27 protein-coding genes are annotated in these 21,729 nt (G+C 55.7%); 4 read left to right on the top strand and 23 right to left on the bottom strand.

Annotated elements, in window-relative coordinates; all coding sequences use genetic code 11:
• Window positions 1-7: 7 nt before the first annotated feature.
• From ACN0UH_RS13615 to rnd, 4 genes are all read right to left on the bottom strand, one after another.
• On the bottom strand, window positions 8-457 hold the full coding sequence (locus ACN0UH_RS13615; RefSeq protein ID WP_417662552.1) for a YcgN family cysteine cluster protein: 450 nt from the start codon (window positions 455-457) through the stop codon (window positions 8-10).
• 158 nt (window positions 458-615) lie between these two features.
• A complete protein-coding gene (locus ACN0UH_RS13620) occupies window positions 616-1,560 on the bottom strand; it encodes a D-2-hydroxyacid dehydrogenase (RefSeq protein WP_417662553.1) in 945 nt (314 codons plus the stop codon).
• 12 nt (window positions 1,561-1,572) lie between these two features.
• Window positions 1,573-1,866 carry a YcgL domain-containing protein gene (locus ACN0UH_RS13625; protein ID WP_417662554.1) on the bottom strand — a complete coding sequence of 98 codons (294 nt, stop codon included), beginning with the start codon at window positions 1,864-1,866 and terminating at the stop codon, window positions 1,573-1,575.
• Window positions 1,863-3,011, bottom strand: a complete 1,149-nt coding sequence (gene rnd / locus ACN0UH_RS13630; RefSeq protein ID WP_417662555.1) for a ribonuclease D — start codon at window positions 3,009-3,011, stop codon at window positions 1,863-1,865. The genes ACN0UH_RS13625 and rnd overlap by 4 nt, the downstream gene beginning before the upstream one ends.
• A gap of 266 nt (window positions 3,012-3,277) precedes the next feature.
• Here rnd and ACN0UH_RS13635 point away from each other — a divergent pair, with 266 nt between their 5' ends.
• Window positions 3,278-4,336 carry an SMP-30/gluconolactonase/LRE family protein gene (locus tag ACN0UH_RS13635; RefSeq protein ID WP_417662556.1) on the top strand — a complete coding sequence of 353 codons (1,059 nt, stop codon included), beginning with the start codon at window positions 3,278-3,280 and terminating at the stop codon, window positions 4,334-4,336.
• Window positions 4,337-4,393: 57 nt separating this feature from the next.
• Here the strand turns inward: ACN0UH_RS13635 and ACN0UH_RS13640 are convergent, their stop codons facing one another.
• From ACN0UH_RS13640 to ACN0UH_RS13650, 3 genes are all read right to left on the bottom strand, one after another.
• Window positions 4,394-5,077, bottom strand: coding sequence for a spermidine synthase (locus tag ACN0UH_RS13640; RefSeq protein WP_417662557.1), 684 nt, complete (start codon window positions 5,075-5,077; stop codon window positions 4,394-4,396).
• A gap of 77 nt (window positions 5,078-5,154) precedes the next feature.
• Window positions 5,155-5,541, bottom strand: a complete 387-nt coding sequence (locus tag ACN0UH_RS13645; RefSeq protein WP_417662558.1) for a VOC family protein — start codon at window positions 5,539-5,541, stop codon at window positions 5,155-5,157.
• A gap of 36 nt (window positions 5,542-5,577) precedes the next feature.
• Complete coding sequence (locus ACN0UH_RS13650) at window positions 5,578-5,949, bottom strand: STAS/SEC14 domain-containing protein (protein WP_417662559.1); 372 nt, start codon at window positions 5,947-5,949, stop codon at window positions 5,578-5,580.
• A gap of 199 nt (window positions 5,950-6,148) precedes the next feature.
• Here ACN0UH_RS13650 and ACN0UH_RS13655 point away from each other — a divergent pair, with 199 nt between their 5' ends.
• The 3 genes from ACN0UH_RS13655 to ACN0UH_RS13665 all read left to right on the top strand — a co-directional run bounded on the left by ACN0UH_RS13655 (window position 6,149) and on the right by ACN0UH_RS13665 (window position 9,160).
• Window positions 6,149-7,003, top strand: a complete 855-nt coding sequence (locus tag ACN0UH_RS13655; protein WP_417662560.1) for a sulfurtransferase — start codon at window positions 6,149-6,151, stop codon at window positions 7,001-7,003.
• A 228-nt stretch (window positions 7,004-7,231) separates the two neighbouring features.
• The gene (locus tag ACN0UH_RS13660) at window positions 7,232-7,711 is read left to right on the top strand and encodes a hypothetical protein (protein WP_417662561.1); all 480 of its coding nucleotides are present in this window, start codon (window positions 7,232-7,234) and stop codon (window positions 7,709-7,711) included.
• Window positions 7,712-7,909: 198 nt separating this feature from the next.
• Window positions 7,910-9,160, top strand: coding sequence for an OmpP1/FadL family transporter (locus ACN0UH_RS13665; RefSeq protein WP_417662562.1), 1,251 nt, complete (start codon window positions 7,910-7,912; stop codon window positions 9,158-9,160).
• Window positions 9,161-9,294: 134 nt separating this feature from the next.
• Here the strand turns inward: ACN0UH_RS13665 and ACN0UH_RS13670 are convergent, their stop codons facing one another.
• The 16 genes from ACN0UH_RS13670 to ACN0UH_RS13745 form a co-directional block, all read right to left on the bottom strand.
• Window positions 9,295-9,420 (bottom strand): hypothetical protein, encoded by a 126-nt coding sequence (locus tag ACN0UH_RS13670; protein ID WP_417662563.1) that lies wholly within the window; start codon window positions 9,418-9,420, stop codon window positions 9,295-9,297.
• Window positions 9,417-10,625 carry an MFS transporter gene (locus ACN0UH_RS13675; RefSeq protein ID WP_417662564.1) on the bottom strand — a complete coding sequence of 403 codons (1,209 nt, stop codon included), beginning with the start codon at window positions 10,623-10,625 and terminating at the stop codon, window positions 9,417-9,419. Before ACN0UH_RS13675 ends, ACN0UH_RS13670 begins: the two co-directional genes overlap by 4 nt.
• A gap of 30 nt (window positions 10,626-10,655) precedes the next feature.
• Window positions 10,656-11,081, bottom strand: a complete 426-nt coding sequence (locus ACN0UH_RS13680) for a MarR family winged helix-turn-helix transcriptional regulator (RefSeq protein WP_417662565.1) — start codon at window positions 11,079-11,081, stop codon at window positions 10,656-10,658.
• Window positions 11,082-11,159: 78 nt separating this feature from the next.
• Window positions 11,160-11,429 (bottom strand): hypothetical protein, encoded by a 270-nt coding sequence (locus ACN0UH_RS13685; RefSeq protein ID WP_417662566.1) that lies wholly within the window; start codon window positions 11,427-11,429, stop codon window positions 11,160-11,162.
• A 23-nt stretch (window positions 11,430-11,452) separates the two neighbouring features.
• Window positions 11,453-12,187 (bottom strand): adenosylcobinamide-GDP ribazoletransferase, encoded by a 735-nt coding sequence (locus tag ACN0UH_RS13690; protein WP_417662567.1) that lies wholly within the window; start codon window positions 12,185-12,187, stop codon window positions 11,453-11,455.
• A complete protein-coding gene (gene cobC / locus ACN0UH_RS13695) occupies window positions 12,172-12,780 on the bottom strand; it encodes an alpha-ribazole phosphatase family protein (protein WP_417662568.1) in 609 nt (202 codons plus the stop codon). The genes ACN0UH_RS13690 and cobC overlap by 16 nt, the downstream gene beginning before the upstream one ends.
• The gene (gene cobT / locus ACN0UH_RS13700; RefSeq protein WP_417662569.1) at window positions 12,777-13,832 is read right to left on the bottom strand and encodes a nicotinate-nucleotide--dimethylbenzimidazole phosphoribosyltransferase; all 1,056 of its coding nucleotides are present in this window, start codon (window positions 13,830-13,832) and stop codon (window positions 12,777-12,779) included. The genes cobC and cobT overlap by 4 nt, the downstream gene beginning before the upstream one ends.
• Window positions 13,829-14,350 (bottom strand): bifunctional adenosylcobinamide kinase/adenosylcobinamide-phosphate guanylyltransferase, encoded by a 522-nt coding sequence (cobU, locus tag ACN0UH_RS13705; RefSeq protein WP_417662570.1) that lies wholly within the window; start codon window positions 14,348-14,350, stop codon window positions 13,829-13,831. Before cobU ends, cobT begins: the two co-directional genes overlap by 4 nt.
• Before the next feature lie 42 nt (window positions 14,351-14,392).
• On the bottom strand, window positions 14,393-15,871 hold the full coding sequence (locus ACN0UH_RS13710) for a cobyric acid synthase (protein WP_417662571.1): 1,479 nt from the start codon (window positions 15,869-15,871) through the stop codon (window positions 14,393-14,395).
• Complete coding sequence (gene cobD, locus ACN0UH_RS13715) at window positions 15,868-16,860, bottom strand: threonine-phosphate decarboxylase CobD (protein ID WP_417662572.1); 993 nt, start codon at window positions 16,858-16,860, stop codon at window positions 15,868-15,870. Before cobD ends, ACN0UH_RS13710 begins: the two co-directional genes overlap by 4 nt.
• Window positions 16,853-17,761 (bottom strand): adenosylcobinamide-phosphate synthase CbiB, encoded by a 909-nt coding sequence (gene cbiB / locus ACN0UH_RS13720; protein ID WP_417662573.1) that lies wholly within the window; start codon window positions 17,759-17,761, stop codon window positions 16,853-16,855. Before cbiB ends, cobD begins: the two co-directional genes overlap by 8 nt.
• Window positions 17,758-18,567 (bottom strand): cobalamin-binding protein, encoded by an 810-nt coding sequence (locus tag ACN0UH_RS13725; RefSeq protein WP_417662574.1) that lies wholly within the window; start codon window positions 18,565-18,567, stop codon window positions 17,758-17,760. Before ACN0UH_RS13725 ends, cbiB begins: the two co-directional genes overlap by 4 nt.
• A complete protein-coding gene (gene bluB, locus ACN0UH_RS13730; RefSeq protein WP_417662575.1) occupies window positions 18,555-19,199 on the bottom strand; it encodes a 5,6-dimethylbenzimidazole synthase in 645 nt (214 codons plus the stop codon). Before bluB ends, ACN0UH_RS13725 begins: the two co-directional genes overlap by 13 nt.
• The gene (locus tag ACN0UH_RS13735) at window positions 19,196-20,488 is read right to left on the bottom strand and encodes a cobyrinate a,c-diamide synthase (protein ID WP_417662576.1); all 1,293 of its coding nucleotides are present in this window, start codon (window positions 20,486-20,488) and stop codon (window positions 19,196-19,198) included. Before ACN0UH_RS13735 ends, bluB begins: the two co-directional genes overlap by 4 nt.
• Window positions 20,485-21,096 carry a cob(I)yrinic acid a,c-diamide adenosyltransferase gene (cobO, locus tag ACN0UH_RS13740; protein ID WP_417662577.1) on the bottom strand — a complete coding sequence of 204 codons (612 nt, stop codon included), beginning with the start codon at window positions 21,094-21,096 and terminating at the stop codon, window positions 20,485-20,487. Before cobO ends, ACN0UH_RS13735 begins: the two co-directional genes overlap by 4 nt.
• Window positions 21,093-21,665, bottom strand: a complete 573-nt coding sequence (locus ACN0UH_RS13745; protein WP_417662578.1) for a hypothetical protein — start codon at window positions 21,663-21,665, stop codon at window positions 21,093-21,095. The genes cobO and ACN0UH_RS13745 overlap by 4 nt, the downstream gene beginning before the upstream one ends.
• Window positions 21,666-21,729: the final 64 nt, after the last annotated feature.

Here is a 21,729-nt window from a genome sequence, read left to right on the forward strand (position 1 = left end):
GCAGAAATCAGCCCGCGCGAAAAATCAAATAGTCTTCCCAGTCATCTTCAGCGACGTTTTTTTCGCTGAGCATGCGCCCAGACTGCGAAATACGCTCAACATGCACCGCTTGCGGGTCACCGCATACCAAATGATGCCAGAGCGGCAGATCTTTACCTTCACTGACCAAGCGGTAACCGCAAGTCGGCGGCAGCCATTGGAATTGATCAGCCTGAGCTGGCGTCAGCTGGATACAGTCGGGCACGAACTTGATACGGTTTTCGTAATTGGTGCAGCGACAGCTGTCTAGATCAAGCAGCTTGCAGGCAATGCGCGTGTAATAGACGCTGCCGTCATCTTCATCCTCAAGCTTTTGCAGGCAGCACAGTCCACAACCGTCGCACAGCGACTCCCACTCAGCCTGGTCAAGCTGTTCGAGGGTCTTACGTTTCCAGAAGGGTTCGACTTTAGCGGCCATGGCAAAAAACTACGAGTGAGGTGCGAAAAGGCCGGCAGTCTAACGCGGCGCCCTTTCGCGACCAAGCCCAAGCTGGTATTTAGCCAAGGTTTGGCCGCATGAATCCAAGCATTTGTACCGATTCTGATATTTAAGCCTAGTCTGGATTTGGCAGGAGGTTAATAACCGCGAGAAAAATCAACCTGCCCCTGCAGCCCTTGCCCCGCCTTGAACCGCTGCAGATTGCTGACAAACAGCTTGGCCATCAATGACGGTTGCGTTGGCGCAGAACTGTGCCCGGTCAGCAATAAACGTGGCGCTGTCCAGAACATATGGCCAGCTGGCAACGGCTCAACTCGGCAAACATCGATCACTGCCGCCGCTAATTGATCAGTCTGTAGGGCGTTGACTAAATCTGCATCAACCACTGCAGCGCCGCGTCCCGCATTGATAAACACTGCTCTTGGCTTGAGCTGAGCAAATAGCCTGGCATTGTAGATATCGTGGGTCGCTGGCGTATCTGGCAGCAGGTTAATCAGATAATCCGCTTGTACCGCCATCTGCGCCAGCTCAGAGATTGCCGCCACCTCAATAAACGGCGCCTGCTCACGTGCTTGACTGGCAATGCCATACAGCTCGACACCTAAAGGCGCCAAAAACTGGGCAACGCTGTGGCCAATATCGCCGCAACCCACAATCAATACCCGTCGTCCAGCCAGGCTGTGCGGTAACTCTCCGCGCCAGCGCTGCTCTGCCTGCGCGGCTTGTTGAGCAAAAATCTGTCGTTCATGGGCAAGCATGTGACAGAGCACGTACTCAGCCATGACCTGGCCGAAAATGCCAACCGCCCGGCTCAGCAAGTAGTCGTGCGGCAAATCATCCGCCAGCAAAGGCGTGATACCCGCCCATGTCGATTGCAGCCACTGCGGCTTTAGCCCTTCACGCAGTAAGCCTGTGAGCAAATCAGGCTGACCCAGCCAGATTTGGCAATCAGCAGCCAAGGCTGGCAAGCCTTGTGGGTCATCGCTACCAACCAGCTCAAGCTGATGCGAGTTGGCACTCAGTTCGGCCTTGAGCAGTTCGGCGTAAATGGCATGGGATTTTTCAGCGATCAGTACGCGCATGGTGTTTTCGACCTATACAGGGTCATTACGACGCAATAACTCTTCGGGTAGATGCTGGATGTAGTCTTCTTCTTGCGGCGGCATCTGCAAGTGATACCCCTGATTATCAAGGTTTTCCAGCACTTGATGAATATCCTCACGGGCCAGCGCACGCTCAGGGGTAAGAATCATGCTGAAAGCCAAGGTTGGCGTACCAAATGCAGCCATCAGGGATTCAGGCACCCGCTTGAGCTCATCACTTTTGAGCACATAGAGGTACATCTCATTGCGTTTCGAACTCTTGTAAATATTGCAGATGCGCTTCACACCCTTTCCTCTTCTTTGGCTTCGCTGATTTTAGCCAGACGATCTAATAATGCTTGCCCCATCAACTCACGGCGCCAGCCGGTAAGGGACTCAGGCAATTCGTACGGCCCGGTTGGATAGCCACTTTTGAGCAGTGCCTCGAGGATCTTCTTACGCAGCATCAGCTCCGGCGCGATGTCCAGACGCTCAGCTTCTCGCTGGCCAATGGCGCGCAGTTTTTTAAGGATTCCAGATGCCTCAATCGGCAGCGGCTCAGGCAAAGCTTCTGGCCACTCTGAGGCGGGTAGCGCCGCGGCATCCTTGATCAATTGCAGAATAAACTCGCCGTCTTGACGCACCGTCTTTGGATGCATCTCTTCAATACGGGCCAAGCTCTGCAGATTATCCGGTTGAGTCTTTGCCAGCGGCCACAATGAATGCTCACGCAGGATTCGATTACGCGGCTGATTACGCGCCCGCGCTTCACGCTCACGCCAAGCGCACAACTCACGCAACACCGCCAACTGCGCACGCGACAGCTTCCACGCCAGCTTGGCGTCACGATAAGCCTCTTGCGGGTCAACTTCACGGCCAAGGTTAGCGACCATGTCAGCGCAGTCTTCCAGCACCCACTGGGCCTTCTCAGGCGATAGCTTGGCTTGCAGCTCACGGTAGACATGCGCCAAGTGCAATACATCTTCCGCGGCGTAGCTGACTTGTGTCTCCGAAAGCGGACGTTTGAGCCAGTCTGAACGCGTCTCGCCTTTCGGCAGCTCAATATCCAGTACGGCTTTTACCAAACGTGAATAGCCCATGGAGAACCCAAGATTGAGGTAGCCCGCGGCAATCTGACTGTCAAACAGCGGCGCTGGCAAGCTGCCGGTCAGGCGCAGGAAAACCTCAAGGTCTTCACTGCAGGCGTGCACAACCTTGATCACCTCAGGGTTTTCGAGCAGCGCCGCGAATGGCGTCCAGTCGCTAATCAGCAGCGGATCGATCAGGTAGGCACGTTCACCCTCGCTAACCTGAATCAGGCCAGCGATCGGGTAGAAAGTGTCAACCCGCATAAACTCGGTATCCAATGCTACAAATGCTAAACCCTGCCATTGCGTGCAGTACTGAGCCAAGCTCTGGTTGTCACTGATCCACTGAATATCAATCGCCACGCGGCTCTCCCATGCTGAATGACAGGCAGTATATATGCCCGCGCCACATATCGGGGCGTGGTCGACCAATGCAAGCGCATATGACCCCGTAATGATCGTTGTTGATTGCTGAAAATCACCAACACAGCCGCGCGCTAACGCTTACTATCTGGCTGAATGATGTAACCACAAAGTGCTGCATAGTCGGCGCAACCTTCGCCTCGAAACCTGTAGTCTGCCGGTTAGTTTCAACGTGCTGCGCACATCACTCAACACGGAAAATAATAATGAAAACACTGTTTGGTCTTTTAATAGTGCTGATCGCCTGCGTTGCGATCTTCCTCGACGTAACGCCCAGCCCGATCAATCCAGTCGCTTGGCAAGCACCTGAAGCGCCAGTTATGACCGGTGTACTTGAGCCAAATGACACATTGATGAAGGCGCAGTTAATCGCCAAGGGGAAGGTTCATGGCCCGGAAGACACCGCAGTTGATGCACAAGGCCGCGTTTATGCAGGCCTGGCAGACGGCAGGGTTGTGCGCATTGACGGCGAGACGGTCGACACCTTTGCCAATACACATGGCCGCCCGCTGGGCATGGACTTCGATGCCGCTGGCAACCTTATTGTCGCCGACGCCTATAAAGGCCTGCTGTCGATTGACCCCAAGGGCACTATCAAAGTCCTCACCACCAGCGCTGGTGGCGTACCCTTTATGTTTACCGATGACTTGGCTATCGCCAGCGATGGCACGATTTACTTCAGCGATGCCAGTTCACGCTTTGCTCAACCCGACTACCTGCTAGACCTGCTGGAAGCGCGTCCTTGGGGCCGCTTGCTCAGTTACACACCGAGTACCGGTGAGACCAAAGTCCTGCTCAAGGATTTGTACTTCGCCAACGGCATTGCGCTATCCACCCAAGAAGACTTCGTGCTGGTCAACGAAACCTATCGCTACCGCATCAGCCGTTACTGGCTCAAAGGCGACAAGGCGGGTAACCATGATGTGTTCATCGACAACCTGCCCGGCTTGCCCGACAACCTTGAAAGCGACCATGCAGGTACCTTCTGGGTTGCAATGCCTTCGCCACGCAAAGCTGATGCTGATTTCCTCCACCGGCATCCATGGCTAAAAGCGCAAATCAGCAAGTTGCCGCGCATGTTCTGGCCCAAGGCCACGCGCTATGGACTGGTGGTCGCCATTAACGAGCAAGGCGAAATAATCCGGAGTCTGCACGACACCAGCGGCAGCCATCTGAGCATGGTCACGTCAGCTAAACCAGTCGGTGACTATTTGTATCTTGGCAGCCTTGAAAACGACCGCATCGGCAAACTGAAAATCCGCTAATAAAAATCACACAAGGCCCTGCACTTGGGCCTTTTGTGGCTCACAGCCTGTCGACGCTCACCCCAATTTTTCAGCAATCCAAATCGTATGGCGCGTACCTTTGTTACCGTGCGCATACACCTGCACCGCTTCGGCTTTGAAACCTGCCTTGGCGATTTTCTCGGAAAATTTGCGGTCAGCACTCGAGGACCAGACAGCGAGCATGCCTTTGGTGCGCAAGGCTTTGTGGCACTGACGCAAACCTTCCATCGAGTACAGCCAGGTATTGCTCTTTTGCGTCAGCCCTTCAGGGCCATTGTCGACATCGAGCATGATTGCGTCATAGTCATCTTTCGCGGCGTTGAGCACCTTGGCTACATCGTCCTCAATGATGCGCGTGCGCGGATCATTGATTGGATAACCTGATTTCGCGCCTAGCGCGCCTCGATTCCACTCAATCACACCCGGTACCAGTTCCGCCACGGCCACTTCGGCGTTTTTACCCAAGTGCAACAATGCTGAAGCCAGTGTGAAGCCCATACCCAATCCGCCAATGAGCACGCGCGGCTCAGGTCTGCCAGCGACCTTTTTACAAGGGATCGCCGCCAACGCATCTTCCGAGCCGTGCATCCGGGTATTCATCAACTGCCCGCCATCACCGCCGGCAATCTTGATCACAAAGTCTTCGCCATACTCAAACAGGCACAAGGCTGAACTGCTTTGAGGAATAGGAGCGGTATCCAGCAACACAAAGCGTTTCATCGGCAACTCGCGTGTAGACAATATTGAATGCCGCGCACCATACAGCAGCGCCGCCAGGCTTTAAAACGCTATGAAGCTTAAAGCTCGCCGTGTTGCCCGGCCAATACCACGGTGTAGCCGTCAGGGTCGCGTAACCAGACCTCTCGATGCTGCGCGTTCCGATTCAACAACGGCCCTTGCAGCACCTTGATTTGCAGGGCGGCAATACGTACCAGTGCGGCGGCAAAGTCATTGACCTGAAACCACAGCAGCATGCCATTACCACGCGAAGCCAGGCTGCTGTCGCCCAAGTACCGATGATTATGCGCATCCCAGGCATGAAGCTGGAGAATCATCTGACCCTGCGAATTAACCAGTTGCTCGTACTCTGCCCCACCATGCGCTGACTTACAGGCAAGCAGTTGCTGGTACCAGAGGCTGCTGGCGGGCACATCAGCAACTGCAATCAGAGGTTGTGGCTGCATTACACTCGCTCTCGTGGTTAAAAGGGTAATCGTCGATCATGCATTATCTGAGACGTTACGAATCCAGTAGCGCGCCTCATCAAGTTCATCCAGGCCAAAGTTACGAATCTGCGCCTTCATCAGGGGTTTAACCAGCTCGCTAAACCAACCAATCCATTTTTGATCGGCAACAATTGCCACATGCGAGAAGTCTTTAAGGTGCTTGGGGGCAAATTTAAAGTCAGCCCATAGCGCAGATGGGGAGATCGCGCCCACATGCTTGACCACCTCGATAATGCGCACATGCCCATGCTCGCTAATGACCTGCTCAATGCGTGCAGCCAACATATCAAATTCCTCACGACTTAAACCGCCATCGAGCTCGAACTCAATGACATTGGTATGTTCACTCGGTTTAATTGTCAGCATTTTATCCACCTCGCCATTGGCCAACGCTAAAGCGCTGATTGATGATCAGCTTCCACGATAGCTAGTTTGACAGCGTCGATACGTTTCAGTTTTCCTGCACCAATGATAAAAAGCTTATTCGCTTGATGTCTGTTCAAGCAGTGTGCCTTAACTCTTGAACTCTTGAACTCTTGCAACTCTCCAGCCCGAGAACTCCCATATGCCTATTGCCCAATTGATCAGTGCGCAACAACTTGATGATCGCCTGCAAAACCCGGACATTCGTATTTTCGATTGCCGCTTCGCCCTCGATGACACCGGTTACGGCAAGCGCAGCTTTGCACAAGGGCATATCAAGGCCGCACAGTTTCTAGACCTCGAAGATGATTTATCCGGAGAGATTAAAGCAGGCATTACCGGCCGCCACCCGCTGCCGCAACCCGAGAAATTGATTGCGCGACTGGCTGAGCTTGGTTTGGATAATCACAGTGAAGTCATTCTTTACGATGACGGCCCAAGTGCTTATGCAGCAAGAGCCTGGTGGTTATTGGCATGGTTGGGCAAGCGCGAAGGGGTTTTCATACTTGATGGCGGCCTCAAAGCCTGGTGCGAGGCAGGTTTGCCGATCACTGGCGAGACGCAATCTGTCAGTTCAGGTACGTTTAGCGGCCAGCCAGATACCGCGATGGTGCTCACAGCCGAGCAATTGCAAGCACGCCTGAACACACCCGAGATGACCTTGCTCGATGCCCGAGCGCTGCCGCGCTTCAAAGGCGAAGTAGAACCCCTCGACCCGGTGGCTGGCCATATTCCAGGGGCCCAATGCGCGGTGTTCACCGACAACCTTGGCAGTGACGGGCGCTTCTTACCGGAGACTCAGTTACGTCAGCGCTTCAGCGATCTACTCGGGCAGCGCTCTGCTGAGCAGTTGGTTGCTTATTGTGGCTCAGGCGTAACGGCTTGCCACAACCTGTTTAGCCTGTGCTTGGCAGGTTATCCACTGGCGCCACTCTATGCAGGCTCATGGAGTGAGTGGATCACTGACCAGCAACGGCCCGTAGCCACTGGCGATTAACCACTGTTAGCGGTGCCTAAACCCGCTACATAAGCGGGTCTACTAATTACCAAGTGATATATAGGTAATTTTCGATCGAAGAAAACAATTTAAAAACAGTCCTTTACAGCTCAAAGGTCGCACTACACTTCAACATGAGCGGCTAACCCCGCTCCCGGTAGAGCCTTTGTACGAACAACCAGTTGCCAAGCGCCCCGCCCTACCGGTTTCCTACTTTGTGAGGATGGTATGGGAATTGCGGCCTGTGAACTAAGCCAGCACGTTATTCGCCCAACATTGGTCTACCTGGGCCACTACTCACCTGCTGCCGAAGCCCTGCTCCTGGGCGCCGCAGCCAGTCAATCGAGCCTCTGCTCGGAGCTGGATGACAACTTGGGACATGGTCTGTTTCGCATAACCGAAGCACGTCATCAGCAACTCTGGGATTGCCATCTCGCCTTTAATCCGGACCTTGCCAGCCAAATCCGCGGGCTTGCCAGCCAGCATGCATTCCTTGATGCACCGCATATAGAGCTCACAGTGAACCTGCGGTACGCAACAGCTATTGCCTGGATGCTGATTGAAATCGAACACCGCACCCTGCCAGAAGTTAATGACCTGAATGGCATGGCAACAATTTGGCGCCATGTTTTTCGACCAACGGGGCGCGCGCAAGATTTTATCGATGCCTGGCAACGCTGTATCGGCCAACTTGATCAAGTCGCCTGACCTATTTGCCAAACTGTCCGAATAGTCAGGCTTTTAGCTCTATAAACTCAGTGTACGCCTGTTCACATTCGACGAAGATAGCAGCACAACAGTGCAAATTGTCCTACAAAACCCGATTTTTTTACTGAACTTTTGCCCTTGGCAAACGCCTAAAAAGCCTGTTAGCTTGCGCTCCCCAGCTACCCTTTGGAGTCCTCCGTGAGCCAAAAAATTCTAAAAAGCAGTTTGGCCTTAGCCATCAGTGTCGCATCCAGCTACAGCCTTGCCAGCGGTTTTGCCCTCAACGAGCAAAGCATCAGCGGCATGGGTACTGGTTTTGCTGGCCGATCTTCCTCTGCTGACGACGCCACCACGCTGTACGGCAACCCTGCAGGCATGTCACGCCTCAAGCGCGAACAAGTGTCGGCGGGTGCTGCAGTGATTTTCGCTAAAACCGACATCAAAAACGCCGATGGCAGCCTCAATGGCAGCAACGACGGCGATATGGTGCCTGTCGTGGGCGTGCCTATGGGCTACTACGTCAAGCCAATCGACGACAAAGTCAGCTTTGGTATCGGTATGTATGTACCGTTTGGCTTGGTAACGGATTACGAGAGCGACTTCCAAGGACGTTATTTTGGTGACAAGAGTGAAGTTCAAGTCATCACCCTGCAGCCAACTGTCAGCTACCGCTTCAATGACAATCTGTCGATCGGTTTTGGTCCGACCATCAACCACATCTCTGGCGAATTGACCTCGAAAATCCCAAGCTTCACGCCTGAGGACGGCAAGGTCAAAATCAAGGGTGACGATGTTGCCATTGGTTATAACGTGGGTGTGCTCTACGAATTCAACGAGCATGTACGCGCTGGTGTGACGTACCACTCGAAGGTTGATTACGAGCTTGATGGCGACACCAAGGTATCCGTGCCCGATGGCAGCCTCCTGAGCGGATTCCAAGGCAAGTACGACGCTGGCCTAGACATCACCACGCCTGAGTCTGTCGACATGTCCCTGACCTATGATATTAACGATCAGTGGACCGTTTACGCTGGCAGCACCTGGACGCGCTGGAGCCGTCTGGAAGACATCACGGTCAACAACGAAGGCGTCGGCGCTCCGTTTGAAACCATCAGCGAAGAGCAAGACTGGCACGACACCTGGGCGCATGCCGTTGGTGCTGCCTACAAGCTGAATAAGCAATGGGTGCTTCGTGCTGGCTTGGCTGTTGACCAGTCGCCCGCCAACAACACTCACCGCTCGCCACGTATCCCAACGGGCGACCGCACAATCTTCAGCCTGGGTGCTGGCTGGAGCCCGACCGATGACATGACCATCGACGTGGCTTACTCCTACCTGAAAGAAGACGACGCCAAGCTCGACAACAGCGACCCGTTGCGCGGTAACTACAGCTCTACCTATGAAAACAGCGCCCACGGTCTGGGTGCTCAGGTGACTTACCGCTTCTGATTCGCAGCAGCTAAGCACTCAATTTGCGCGGCACAAATAAAAACAAGAAAGCCGCGCAAATCTACCGATCCAACCCACTCAAGCCTTCCCACGCCCGCGACAGTCCGCAGACTACAACCTGCAGCCAGCGAACCTCAGCAAATACCCACCCCCAGTTGCAACACAGCCAAGCCGCCCTGATGCCAGCCCCACCAAATCAAACCAAGCAGTAACAGCCCAGCAATAGCGAGGCCAGCGCGGATCAACCACGGTTTATTCATGTCGCGGCCTGAATATTCTGTAAACGTGCAACCGGCTGCTCACGCACGGGCCAGTTAAGCGCAGCGGCGATCAGGCTCAAACCAATTGATATCTGCCAGACCAGGTCGTAGCTGCCTGTCTTGTCATACAGATAGCCGCCCATCCAACCGCCGAGAAACGCGCCCAGTTGGTGAAACAAAAAGACGATACCGCCCAGCATCGACAGATTGCGCACGCCAAACATTGTGGCAATCGTGCCGTTGGTAAGAGGCACTGTTGATAACCAGAGCAAACCCATGGCGATGCCGAATGCATAAGCACTCCACACCGTCAGAGGCGCCCAGATAAAGGCGCCGATCACCACCGCGCGCGCCAAATACAACGCACTCAGCAGACGAGGCTTGGAGTGTGAGGTGCCGAGCCAACCTGCGGTGTAGGTCCCGAATACATTAAACAGGCCGACCAGCGCCAATACCGTGGTACCGACCAGCGCCGGTAAATGCTGATCGACCAGATACGCTGGCAGGTGTATGCCGATAAATACCACCTGAAAACCACAGACAAAGAACCCCAAGGCTAATAACCAGAACCCCGAATGCGAACTGGCTTCACGCAGCGCCTCAAGCAAACTTTGCTCGCCTAACTGCACAGGGATTGGAGCGTCCTTGATCATCTTCGCCAGTGGCACGATCAGCGCAACCAGCATGCCCAGCGCCAATAGCGCAGATGACCAGCCCAACCAACTAATCAAACCGAGCGTGCCCGGCAACATAGCAAACTGACCGAACGAGCCAGCGGCACTGGCGATCCCCATCGCCATGCTGCGATCCTCAACCGCAACGGCACGCCCGACCACGCCCAAGATCACTGAAAACGAAGTGGCGGACAGGCCCATGCCGATGAGCAAACCAGCGCTCAACGACAGCGACCAAAGTGAGTCGGCAAAGCCCATCAAGCCAAGACCCAGCGCATACAGGACGCCGCCGATAATCACCGTACGTTGCGCGCCAAAGCGGTCGGCAATAGCACCGGTAAACGGCTGGGTAAGACCCCAGATAAGGTTTTGCAGGGCAATTGCAAAGGCAAAGACTTCGCGCCCCCAGCCAAACTCCGCGCTCATCGGCGGCAAGAACAAGCCAAAACCATGTCGAACCCCAAGCGACAACGCGAGAATCAACGAAGCCCCAAGCATTATCCAGCCACTTTTGCGCCACACATTATTCATATTAATTCCTGGATACGCAGTGACCTGCGGTCAATCGGGGTTCGAGTCGAACGTTTGCAACTTATTGAGCAAGTTGCTCAATTCATCGACCTGTTCTGCCCCCATACGCTCGACGAGTAACTGCTGGACACCTTGCCATGCAGCAAACGCCGCCTCGATTACCTGCTCCCCGCACGCACTCAACATGACGATACGATTGCGCTGATCGGCTCCCCCTTGCATCACGACCAAGCCTTTTGCCTCAAGCACGCGCAGGTTGCGCCCCAGCGTGCTGCGGTCGAGCCCCAACGCCTGTGCAAGATCACTGATACTTGGTTGTTGAAGGCGCTGCAAATGCTTAAGCAGCGAATACTGGGCGACATTGATCCCGATAGCGCTTAACGCATCGTCATATAACTTGCTGACACCGCGCGTCGCACGGCGTAACTGAGTACATAAGCATTGAGTAGATAACATGGATACGGGTATATACCCGCACCAACCGAAAAGCAAATTAAATTGAGCCGAATAACGAGTAATTGAAGGCTGCCCTCGCTAGGCAAGCTGCCAAGTGTCTTCAGTGCCTGGTGCGTGTTGAATTTTAGGGCTTTGCTGGCAAACCATCGCGACGCGTTGCAGTTTCATCTGCGTATGTTGGGCAATCGACTGGCTGCTCAGGTGCGCCTCATCTGAAGCGGTTCTGGCATCCTCAAGGCACTTGAGGACAACGCCTTCGTCAATCTTGAATTTCACCCAACGATAGAGCCAGTAGTGCGCCGCCAGAGAAACGATAACAACCACGGCGATGATAATTTTCTCAGACACGGGCAAATCCTTCGAAATGTCGGTCAGCTAACGGCGCAGCCCAAGACCACAACTATCGTGCACTCCACTGTCTCGAGCAACGCCCCGGCAGTGTCGCCAGTCGTACCGCCAAGGCGCTTGAGCATAAGCCAGCGACACAGAACAAAAACCACCCCAGCTGTTAACGCGGCCAACCAAGCGCCAGGAATAAATATCAACACCGACGCGACGACTGCCGCCAACAACCACAGCAACTGCTGACGCGGCAAATGTGTCGACAATGCCTGACCCAAGCCGCCCTTGCTCACATAAGGCGTGGTTAAAAACAGTAAAGGCAACACACTACGCGCCAGAAGCGGAGCCAACAACAGCGCAGAACTCGCTCCAGCATCGAGCAAGGCAACCAGCGCGGCAAACTTGAGTAGCAACAGCAGCAACAAAACCACCACGGCAATCGGGCCACTGCGCGGATCTTTCATGATCTCAAGTGTGCGCTGCTTGTCGCCAAAACCACCCGCCCAGGCATCAGCGCTGTCGGCCAGTCCATCAAGATGTAAACCGCCAGTGATAGCCACCCATATGCTTAATAGCAGTGCGGCTTGCAACAGCGTAGGCACGCCGTCCAGCAGGTATTGCGCAAGCAGCAATACTGAGCCAATCAGCAGGCCAACTAGCGGATAATAAAGTGCTGAACGACCATTTTGCTCAACACTGGGCATTTGCTTCAGCGTGATCGGCAAGCGGGTCAAGAACTGCAGTGCGATCATGAATTCTTGCATATACGCTCACGCAATTTTCCGTCCAGCGCCACCGCCAGTTTAACCAGCTGCGCATGGTCAACACTGACCTGCATTAAATCGCTGCGCGGTAAGCAGCGCGCCTGCGCCAATAACAGGCGCATCACTCCGCCGTGGGTAATCACTAAAATGCGTTCGCCGGAATGGGCTTGCTGCAAGCGTTGCACACTGGCCAATATGCGCGCTTCAAATTGGCTCAGTGGCTCGCCATTTGGGGGCGTGAACGCATAAGGATCAGCCCAAAACTGCCCAAGCCCAGAAGCGTCCTGCTGCATAAGCTCCGCGCTGCTAAGGCCTTCCCAGTCACCGAAATGCAACTCTTGCAAGGCAGGATCGAAACTCAAAGGAATACCCTGCACCTGGGCAACTTCTTCGGCAAAGCGGGCGCAACGTTGCAGCGGTGAACTGACGATGCGATCCCACAGCGGCTGGCTCTGCTGTTCACTCAGCGCAGCTGCGAGTGCTTCACGCAATTGTGCCCAACCAGTGATGGTCAATGCATCGTCAATCGAACCGCGTAAGCCACCGCCTTGCTCGGTCTCACCATGACGCAGTAAATCCAGCTGCAATGTCATGCTGATCGCCCAGAAACAGCCGCCTCAGCGAATGTCGCCATATCGTTATGCAGCGCACAGGCCATGCGCAGCAGCGGTGCTGCCAAGGCCGCACCACTGCCCTCACCCAGGCGCAAACCCAGATTCAACAAAGGCTGGCCATTGAGCGCTTGCAACACCTTGCCATGCCCCGGTTCGGCGCCCTGATGGGCGAAGAATAACCAGTGCCCACAATCCGCATTTAACTGCTGCGCGACCAAGGCGGCCACTGTACAGATAAAACCATCGACCAGCGCTACGATGCCTTGCTGCGCACAGGCCAGATAAGCACCCGCCAAGGCAGCAATTTCAAAGCCGCCCAAACGCCGTAAGCCATCAACCACATCAGTTATCTGCGGGCGATGCAGCGCTAATGCCGTGTCGATCACCTGAGTCTTATGCCGGACACCCTCAGCATTCAAGCCGGTGCCGGGACCGACCACCGCTGACGCTTCACACTGCAACAACCAACAGGCCAGCGCCGAGGCGGAAGTGGTGTTGGCAATGCCCATCTCGCCTGCGATAAACAGCTCAGTACCCGCAGCTTGCGCGCGTAGCACAGCATCACGCCCTGCATTCAGCGCTTGGGTTACTTGCTCAGGGTACATCGCCGGGCCATGTAAAAAACTCTGCGTACCCGCGCCCAAGGCCAGATGACGTACACCGGGTAACGCCTCAAGTGCAGTCGCCGTGCCCAGATCAATCACTTCAAGCTGTGCGGCCAGTTGGCGCGCCAGTACATTAATGGCTGCGCCACCGCCGACAAAATTACCCAGCATTTGTCCGGTAACTTCTTGCGGATAAGCCGAGACACCTTCATTGGCAATTCCGTGATCAGCCGCGAAGATGCTGATCCAGATACGTTCAACCGCAGGTTTCTCTCGTCCTTGCAAGCCAGCCAGACGCACCGCAATCAGCTCAAGCTGAGCCAATGAACCGGCAGGCTTGGTCAACTGTGCTTGACGATCTAGTGCCGCTTGCTGCGCCGCTACATTCAACGGGCAACAAGCAAGCTGCAACCATGACTCACTCAAGACGCAGCTCCTTTGAGCACCATTGGCAAACCGGCGACAGTAAACACCACGCGCTGGCAGCGTTCAGCGAGTGCCTGATGCAGCCAGCCCGCTTGGTCGACATAACGCCGGGTCAACTCACCGAGCGGAATCACACCAAGGCCGGTTTCATTGCTCACCATAATCACTCGTCCGGGGAGTACCTCGATGCACTCCAGCAACTGATCAATCTCGTTTTGCATGCGCACATCATCGTTCAACATAAGCAGATTACTCAGCCACAGCGTCAGGCAATCAACCAGTAAACAGCGATCAGCTGCAGCATTTTCCTGCAGTATCTTGGCTAACTGCAAAGGCTCTTCAATCAAGCGCCAATGAGCTGGGCGGCGCTGGCGATGATGGCCAATGCGCTGACTCATCTCGTCATCAAGCGGTTCGCTGGTAGCGATATAAGTCACCGCCAACCCCGACTCCACAGCCACGCGTTCGGCCAGGCGACTTTTGCCAGAGCGAGCACCGCCGAGAATTAATTCATGCATAGCGCTGCTCCACATCGGTAGCTCCACACGGGTAAAGAAGCATTAGCTTAATCCGCACAATTTTTTAAGCACGGCGCAATCAAGATGCGCTTCCACCATATCTGCCAAGCGCTCGATATCGCGCTCGCGCAAGGCGTGATAATCAACTTCTTCAACCTCTCGCAAACCCGCCCATTGCAGTAATGCGACACAAGCCGACGCGGACTCAAACAAACCATGCAGATAAGTCGCCATAATCTGCCCGTCGGCGCTGACAGCCCCATCAACCCGGCCATCATCAAGCTCAATAGCCGGTGCGAGCACAGGGGAAATCACACTAACGCCCGCATGGATTTCATAACCGCTAATCGCCTCGCCTGTTGCCCGTATGCGCCCAGACACATTGCGTAATTGCTTGTGCGATTCAAGCACGGTGTCGATCGCCAACAAGCGAAGCCCCGGACTGCCGCCTGGGAGCCCTTCAAGCCCGTGTGGATCAGCAATGCTATTGCCAAGCATTTGTAGGCCACCGCAAATACCCAGCACTTTGCCGCCGTAACGCAGGTGTTTATTGATCGCCACGTCCCAGCCCTGCTCACGCAAGAATGCGAGGTCTGCGCGCACGGCTTTTGAGCCTGGCAGGATGATTAAATCGGCGCTTGGTATCGGTTGGCCGGGCCCGACAAAAGTCAGCTCGACCTGTGGATGCAAGCGCAGCGGGTCAAAGTCGGTGTGGTTACTGATGCGTGGCAAGACCGGTACGATAACTCGCAGCACCTGCTCGGCTTTGCTGATTTGCCGGGTGTCGATCGCATCTTCGGCTTCGAGGTGAAAATCCATCAAATACGGCAACACACCCAACACCGGCTTACCAGTGCGCGCCTCCAGCCAATCAAGCCCCGGTTGCAGCAAGGCGATATCGCCACGAAAGCGATTGATCACAAAACCTTTGATCCGCGCTTGCTCGCTTTCCGACAACAGCGCCAAAGTGCCGACCAAGTGGGCAAATACACCGCCTTTATCGATATCGGCAATCAAAATAACCGGGCAATCGACCGCTTCGGCAAAGCCCATGTTGGCGATATCGCCCTCACGCAAATTGATTTCCGCCGGAGAGCCAGCCCCCTCGACCATGACCACCGGATAGGCGCTGCGCAAGCGCTGGTGCGACTCCAGCACAGCACTCATCGCGACCTTTTTGTAATCGTGATACGCCAGCGCATCCATGCTGCTGATTGCCCGGCCATGGATAATCACTTGGGCACCCGTATCGCTGCTCGGCTTGAGCAATATCGGATTCATATCAGTGTGCGGCGCCAAGCCTGCGGCCTGCGCTTGCACAGCTTGCGCGCGGCCAATCTCGCCACCATCGGCAGTCACGGCGCTATTGAGCGCCATGTTTTGCGGTTTGAATGGCACCACACTCACCGCCTGACGCTGCAACCAGCGACACAGCGCTGTCACCAAGGTGCTTTTACCAGCGTCGGAAGTGGTGCCCTGCACCATTAACGTAGCGCCGTTCGGCTGCTGATTGTTATTCATTCCAAACTCTCATTGAACGCCTCAAGCGCAGTACACAGACGCTGCCAGCCAGATTCATCAGCGGGCAGTCCAAAGCGCAGACTTTCCGGCTGCTCGAAGTGACGTAATAAAATGCCTTGATTGGCCAGATGCTCGTACAATTGCGGCGCTCGCTCAGTTGCCACCCACTGAAATAGCGGGCATCCACCAAGCGCTGGTAAACCTTGCGCTGCCAGTAAGTCAGCAAGCCGCTGGGAATCACTCAGCAACCTTTGGCGTTGCGCTGACTGGCCCGAAAAATCCTTTAGCAACGCCGTTGCAACCACCCGAGTCGGCCCACTAATCGGCCATGGGCCAAGCATTTCAGCGAGAGTATTTAGCACCTGTTGCTGCGCCAGGACAAAGCCCAAACGCACACCGGCCATGCCGAAAAACTTGCCAAACGAACGCAATACAACCAGCCCCGGCAGATGGCTGAAACGGGCCAGACTCTGCTCTGGGGTGCAGTCGATAAATGCCTCATCAACCACCAGCCAACCGCCGCGCTCAGCGAGACGCGAATGCCATGCGAGCAGTTGTTCCGGCTCGATAAGACGCCCGGTCGGGTTGTTCGGATTGATCAACACCAGCACATCCAGCCGATCAATCGCGCGATTGATACTGGCTTCGCTAAAGCTCAGCAATTTGTGCCCGTGACGGCGCCATGCAGCGGCATGCTCGGCATAGGCCAGCGGTAGCATTCCGACAATTGATTTACGCCGCAAACGCGGTAACGCCTGAATTGCAGCTTGCGAACCGGCCACAGGCAACAACGTGCTGCAGCCATAATAATCACGCGCCGCTGCCTCCAAGCCGTCCTCAGTTTCAGGCAATCGTTGCCAAGCGGATGCAGGAATATCGGGCAGCGCCCAGTCATATGGCGCGATACCGGTAGACAAATCCAGCCAGTCCGGCAACGCGATGCCAAATTGCAGCGCGGCCAGACGCAAGCGTCCACCGTGCTCAAGCACTGAACAATTCCCACACGCCCAACAGCAGCAACCAAAGCAACACGCCACCCCAAACCAGATTGAGCGCCCGTTCGATATCGGCGGCGCGCGCCTGTGGCCCAGTGCCTAAATCAGGTCGCTGATGCGTCTCGCCGTGGTATTGCGCAGCGCCACCCAATTGCACATTCAAGGCACCCGCACCAGCGGCCATGACCGGCCCCGCATTTGGGCTGTCCCACAGCGGTGCTTGTTGACGCCAGCAACGCAAGCCCCGACGGGTATTGCCGAGCAACGAATACGTCAGGGCAACCAGACGCGCGGGAATGTAATTAATTGCATCGTCAATCTTCGCCGCAGCCCAACCAAAGCGTTCATAGCGTTGATTGCGATAGCCCCACATCGCATCCAGAGTATTGCTCAGGCGATACAACACCACCCCGGGCGCCCCCGCGACGATGAACCAGAACAGCGCGGCAAATACTGCATCACTGCCGTTTTCCAACACCGATTCGGTGCCCGCACGCGCCACACCATTTGCGTCAAGCTGCGCAGTGTTACGACTGACCATATAACCTACACGCTCACGAGCCAGGCCGAGGTCACCCAAGCGCAATGCTTGCACCACCGGCCGCGCATGCTCACCCAGACTGCGCAAGCCCAGCGCCACGTAAAGCGCAACAATCTCGACAAACCAGCCAAAGGCTGAAACTTGGCTAAGCAACCAAGCCAGGCCGGTCAACGGCAACACGGCAAGGCACCAGGCGCTGACACCATGACTGCGCCAGCCAGCACCCGACGGATTAAACCGCTGCTCAATTCGCTCGGCCCACTGACCGAAAGCCACCAACGGATGCCAACCTTTGGACTCACCAAAAATTGCATCCGCGGCGACACCTGCAACAGTGCTCAAAAACAAACTCATCCTCGCGCTTCTACGCAACCTCTTATCAATGCCTGTAGCTGCTGCACGCCATCGGTGAGTGCAGCAGGGCCGGGCTGGAGGATATCTGGCGATTTGATCTCGTGCAGCTGTTGATTGAGCACGGCCGGTATTTTTTCCCAACCCGGACGTGCAGCCACCTGTTCAGGACGGAAACGCTTGCCGCACCATGAACCGATGATCAGATCGGGAGCGCGCCGCACCACCTCGTCCGGGTCGGCGATAATTCGCTGCTTGGCAGCCTTGAAATGGCCCAACTCAGCAAAACAATCTTCACCACCCGCCAGCTGGATCAACTCACTGACCCAGCCAATACCGCTGATCAAGGGCTCGTTCCACTCCTCAAAGTAAACCTTTGGGCGAAACGCCAACTGTTCAGCACCTTGGCGGATCTGCTGAAGACCCGCCATCAACTCAGTGATCAACTGGCTGGCGCGATGATTGGCGTGCACCAGCGCACCAAGGGTTTCGATCATGCGCAAGCAGCCATTGATATCGCGCTGATTGAACAGATGGACCTCCAGCCCGGCACGGGCCAGATCCGCAGCGATATCCGCCTGCAAGTCGCTGTAACCAAGCACCAGGTCTGGCTGCAGGGCGATAATCATCTCCAGCCGGGCGCTGGTGAAACCACTAACTTTGGGCTTTTCCTTGCGCGCTTGGGGTGGTCGTACAGTAAAGCCGGAAATACCCGCAATACGCGACTGCTGACCGAGCAAATACAGGGTTTCACAGGTTTCCGTAGACAAACAGACTATGCGTTGTGGCCCTACCATCACGCTCCCCATCGATTCTCAAAAAGCAGTTCGCTCAGCTCACGAGGCTGCGCCCAACCTTGCTCCTGCAACATTGGCTGCTGATAAAACTCGTGTACAGGTCCAAGACATAAAACGGCGAGCGGCTTGCTGCCGGCGGGCATTTCCAATAGTTTGCCGAGTGCGAAAGGATCAAAGAGTGACACCCAGCCCATCCCTAAACCTTCAGAACGCGCAGCCAACCACATATTCTGAATTGCGCAGGCCAGAGAGGCTAAATCCATCTCGGGTAATGTACGGCGACCAAAAATATGCGCTTCGCGCTGGTCCATCAGACCAACCACCAACAGTTCCGCACAGTCACGAACGCCCTCGACCTTGAGCCGCATAAACTCCTCAGAACGCTCATTAAGCGCCTCAGCCGTGCGCACACGCTCTTGCTCGATTAACTCAGCGATTGCCTCGCGGGTTTGCGCCTGAGTAATGCGGATAAATCGCCAAGGCTGCATCAAACCAACGCTCGGCGCCTGATGCGCGGCCTCAAGCAATTTGGCTAACAGTTCAGGCGCGACCTGGCCACCACTGAAGTGACGCATATCACGCCGCTCGGCAATCACCCGATAGATCGCGGCGCGCTCTGCTGCGCTGTAGGCATGTTCACTCACGGGCGAAACAGCTCAGCAGCGGCGCGAGGATTAGAGGCGAAGTAGAAATGAATGTACGAGGCGGTCAGTCGCCCCTGACGATAGACCGCCTCACGGGTGCGCCGGTAGTTCGGGCACTCACCACGGGCGATCTCAGGCAGCTCGCCCTCCAGCGATGAGTGATGAAAGGTGTGCCCGCGTAACAGCCCTTCCGGCAACTCAACCTCTTGCAATGCCAGTGCTGTCAGCCGTGGCTGCAAGGTTGCGCGACCAGCCAGCAGACCAAGCATTGCAGCGCTCTCGCCTTGCTTGTCGGTCAAGGACTCAAGCAAATAGAGCATGCCGCCGCACTCGGCCAATATCGGTTTTCTCGCGGCATAGTGCTGCGTGATCGCCGTGGCCATGCCCTGGTTCGCCGCCAATTGCTGCAAATGCAACTCTGGATAGCCGCCGGGCAAGTACAGGCTGTCGGCCTGCGGTAAGGCGTTATCCTTGAGCGGTGAGAAAAAGCACAGCGTGGCGCCCAGTTCGCGTAATACATCGAGGTTTGCCTGATACAGAAAGGCAAATGCGCCGTCGCGCGCGACCGCAATCCGCACGCCAGCCAACAACGGTTCAACCGGATGCACTTGCGGTGCTGCAAAATCAACCGCCGGCGGCAGTTCGACTTGTGCACTGGCAGCCAACGCATCTGCTGCTGCATCCAATCGGGCATCCAGATCAGCCAACTCATCGGCCTGAACCAAACCCAGGTGACGGCTTGGCAATTCAATGTCGGCGCTGCGCGGCAAGGCGCCATACCAACGAATGGACTCAGGCAATGCATCGGCAAGAATCTGCCCGTGACGCTCGCTGCCAACACGATTCCCCAAAACGCCAGAAAAAGGCAGCCCCGGTTGAAAGGTGGCCAAACCATGAGCCAATGCAGCAAAGGTTTGCGCCATGGCCGAGGCATCGATAACCGCCATCACCGGCACCGCAAAATGCCGGGCAAGATCGGCTGCCGATGGCGAACCATCGAACAGGCCCATGACACCTTCAATCAGGATCAAATCGGCATCGCCCGCTGCTTGCCACAGTAGACGCCGACTTTCGACCTCACCGACCATCCATAAATCCAGTTGGTACACCGGCTGGCCGGAGGCACGCGCCAGGATCATCGGGTCAAGAAAATCAGGCCCACATTTAAACACCTGAACCCGTTTGCCCTGTCGCGAATACAAGCGCGCCAGCGCAGCGGTAACCGTGGTCTTGCCTTGCCCGGAAGCAGGTGCGGCGATCAGCAATGCCGGGCACTGGCGCGCGGTCAAAACTCGACCCCTTTCTGCGCTTTTACACCCGCCTTGAAGGCATGCTTGATCAGCGTCATGTCGGTCACCGTATCCGCCGCGTCTACCATCCCCGGCAGAGCACCGCGCCCGGTCACAACTACATGCTGCAACAGCGGCCGAGACTCGATATCGGCCAGCACGGTTTCAAGCTCAAGGTAGCCGTACTTCAACGCGATATTGAGTTCATCCAGCACCACCAGAGCAACTTCCGGATCGTGCAATAACTGTGCAGCTACCGCCCAGGCTTCACGGGCTTTTTCAATATCGCGCTGACGATCCTGGGTTTCCCAGGTGAAGCCCTCGCCCATGACGTGGTAACTGACCTCGTCCGGGAAACGGCGGAAGAAACTCTCTTCACCAGTGCTCGCCGCGCCCTTGATGAACTGCACGACACCGACTTTATAACCGTGCCCCAAGGCTCGGGCGACCATGCCGAAAGCGGAGCTGCTTTTACCTTTGCCGTTGCCGGTATGCACCAACAACAAACCATATTCGTCTTGTGCCTGAGCGATTTTTTCGTCGATCAGGGCTTTCTTGCGCTCCATCCGCGCCTTATGCCGGGCATCGCGCTCTGTTGACTCACTCATGATTGCACCTCAGGTTTACGCCCGGCGAACGCTGCATGCAAACCGATATACAAGACGCTTGCAACGCCCACATATAACGCCAAGTTGGTTAGATAACGTGGGTAGTAAACCGCGATACGCTCGCCCAACTGAGCCAGGCTTGGATCCGGGTAACGGCCCGAGAAGAACAAAAAGCCACCACCTGAAAACAGGTAACAGACAAAAGCGCTCACCGAGACAACAGCTGCCAGCAACAGCAGGTTGCTCAACTGTTGGCGGTGCATGCCGGCATACAAACGGCCACCCAACCAGAGTGAACCGTAGGCTGGAACCAGCATCCAGTAAGCGGGAGACATACACCAGTCACTCACGCCCGCCCATTGCACAGCGGCCATGTCGAGCAACGAAGCCTCGACAAACAACGCAGGAAACACCCAGCGCGGTTTAAGCAACACACCCGCCAGAAAGAACACAGCCCAGGATGCGCTGGGCAGGTTGACCGTGGCGAAATGCTGACCACGAGTCATGGCCATCAAGGCAGCAAGTGCAATGCCAACCAGCAACTGGTTACGCGGTGAAAGGTTCATCATCTTCTCCTGTTGGCAGCACCAGAACGCCCTGGGACGTTCTGGGCACTGCCTAAGTGGTTTTATC

Source organism: Pseudomonas sp. (genome assembly GCF_048265905.1).
Lineage (GTDB): Bacteria > Pseudomonadota > Gammaproteobacteria > Pseudomonadales > Pseudomonadaceae > Aquipseudomonas.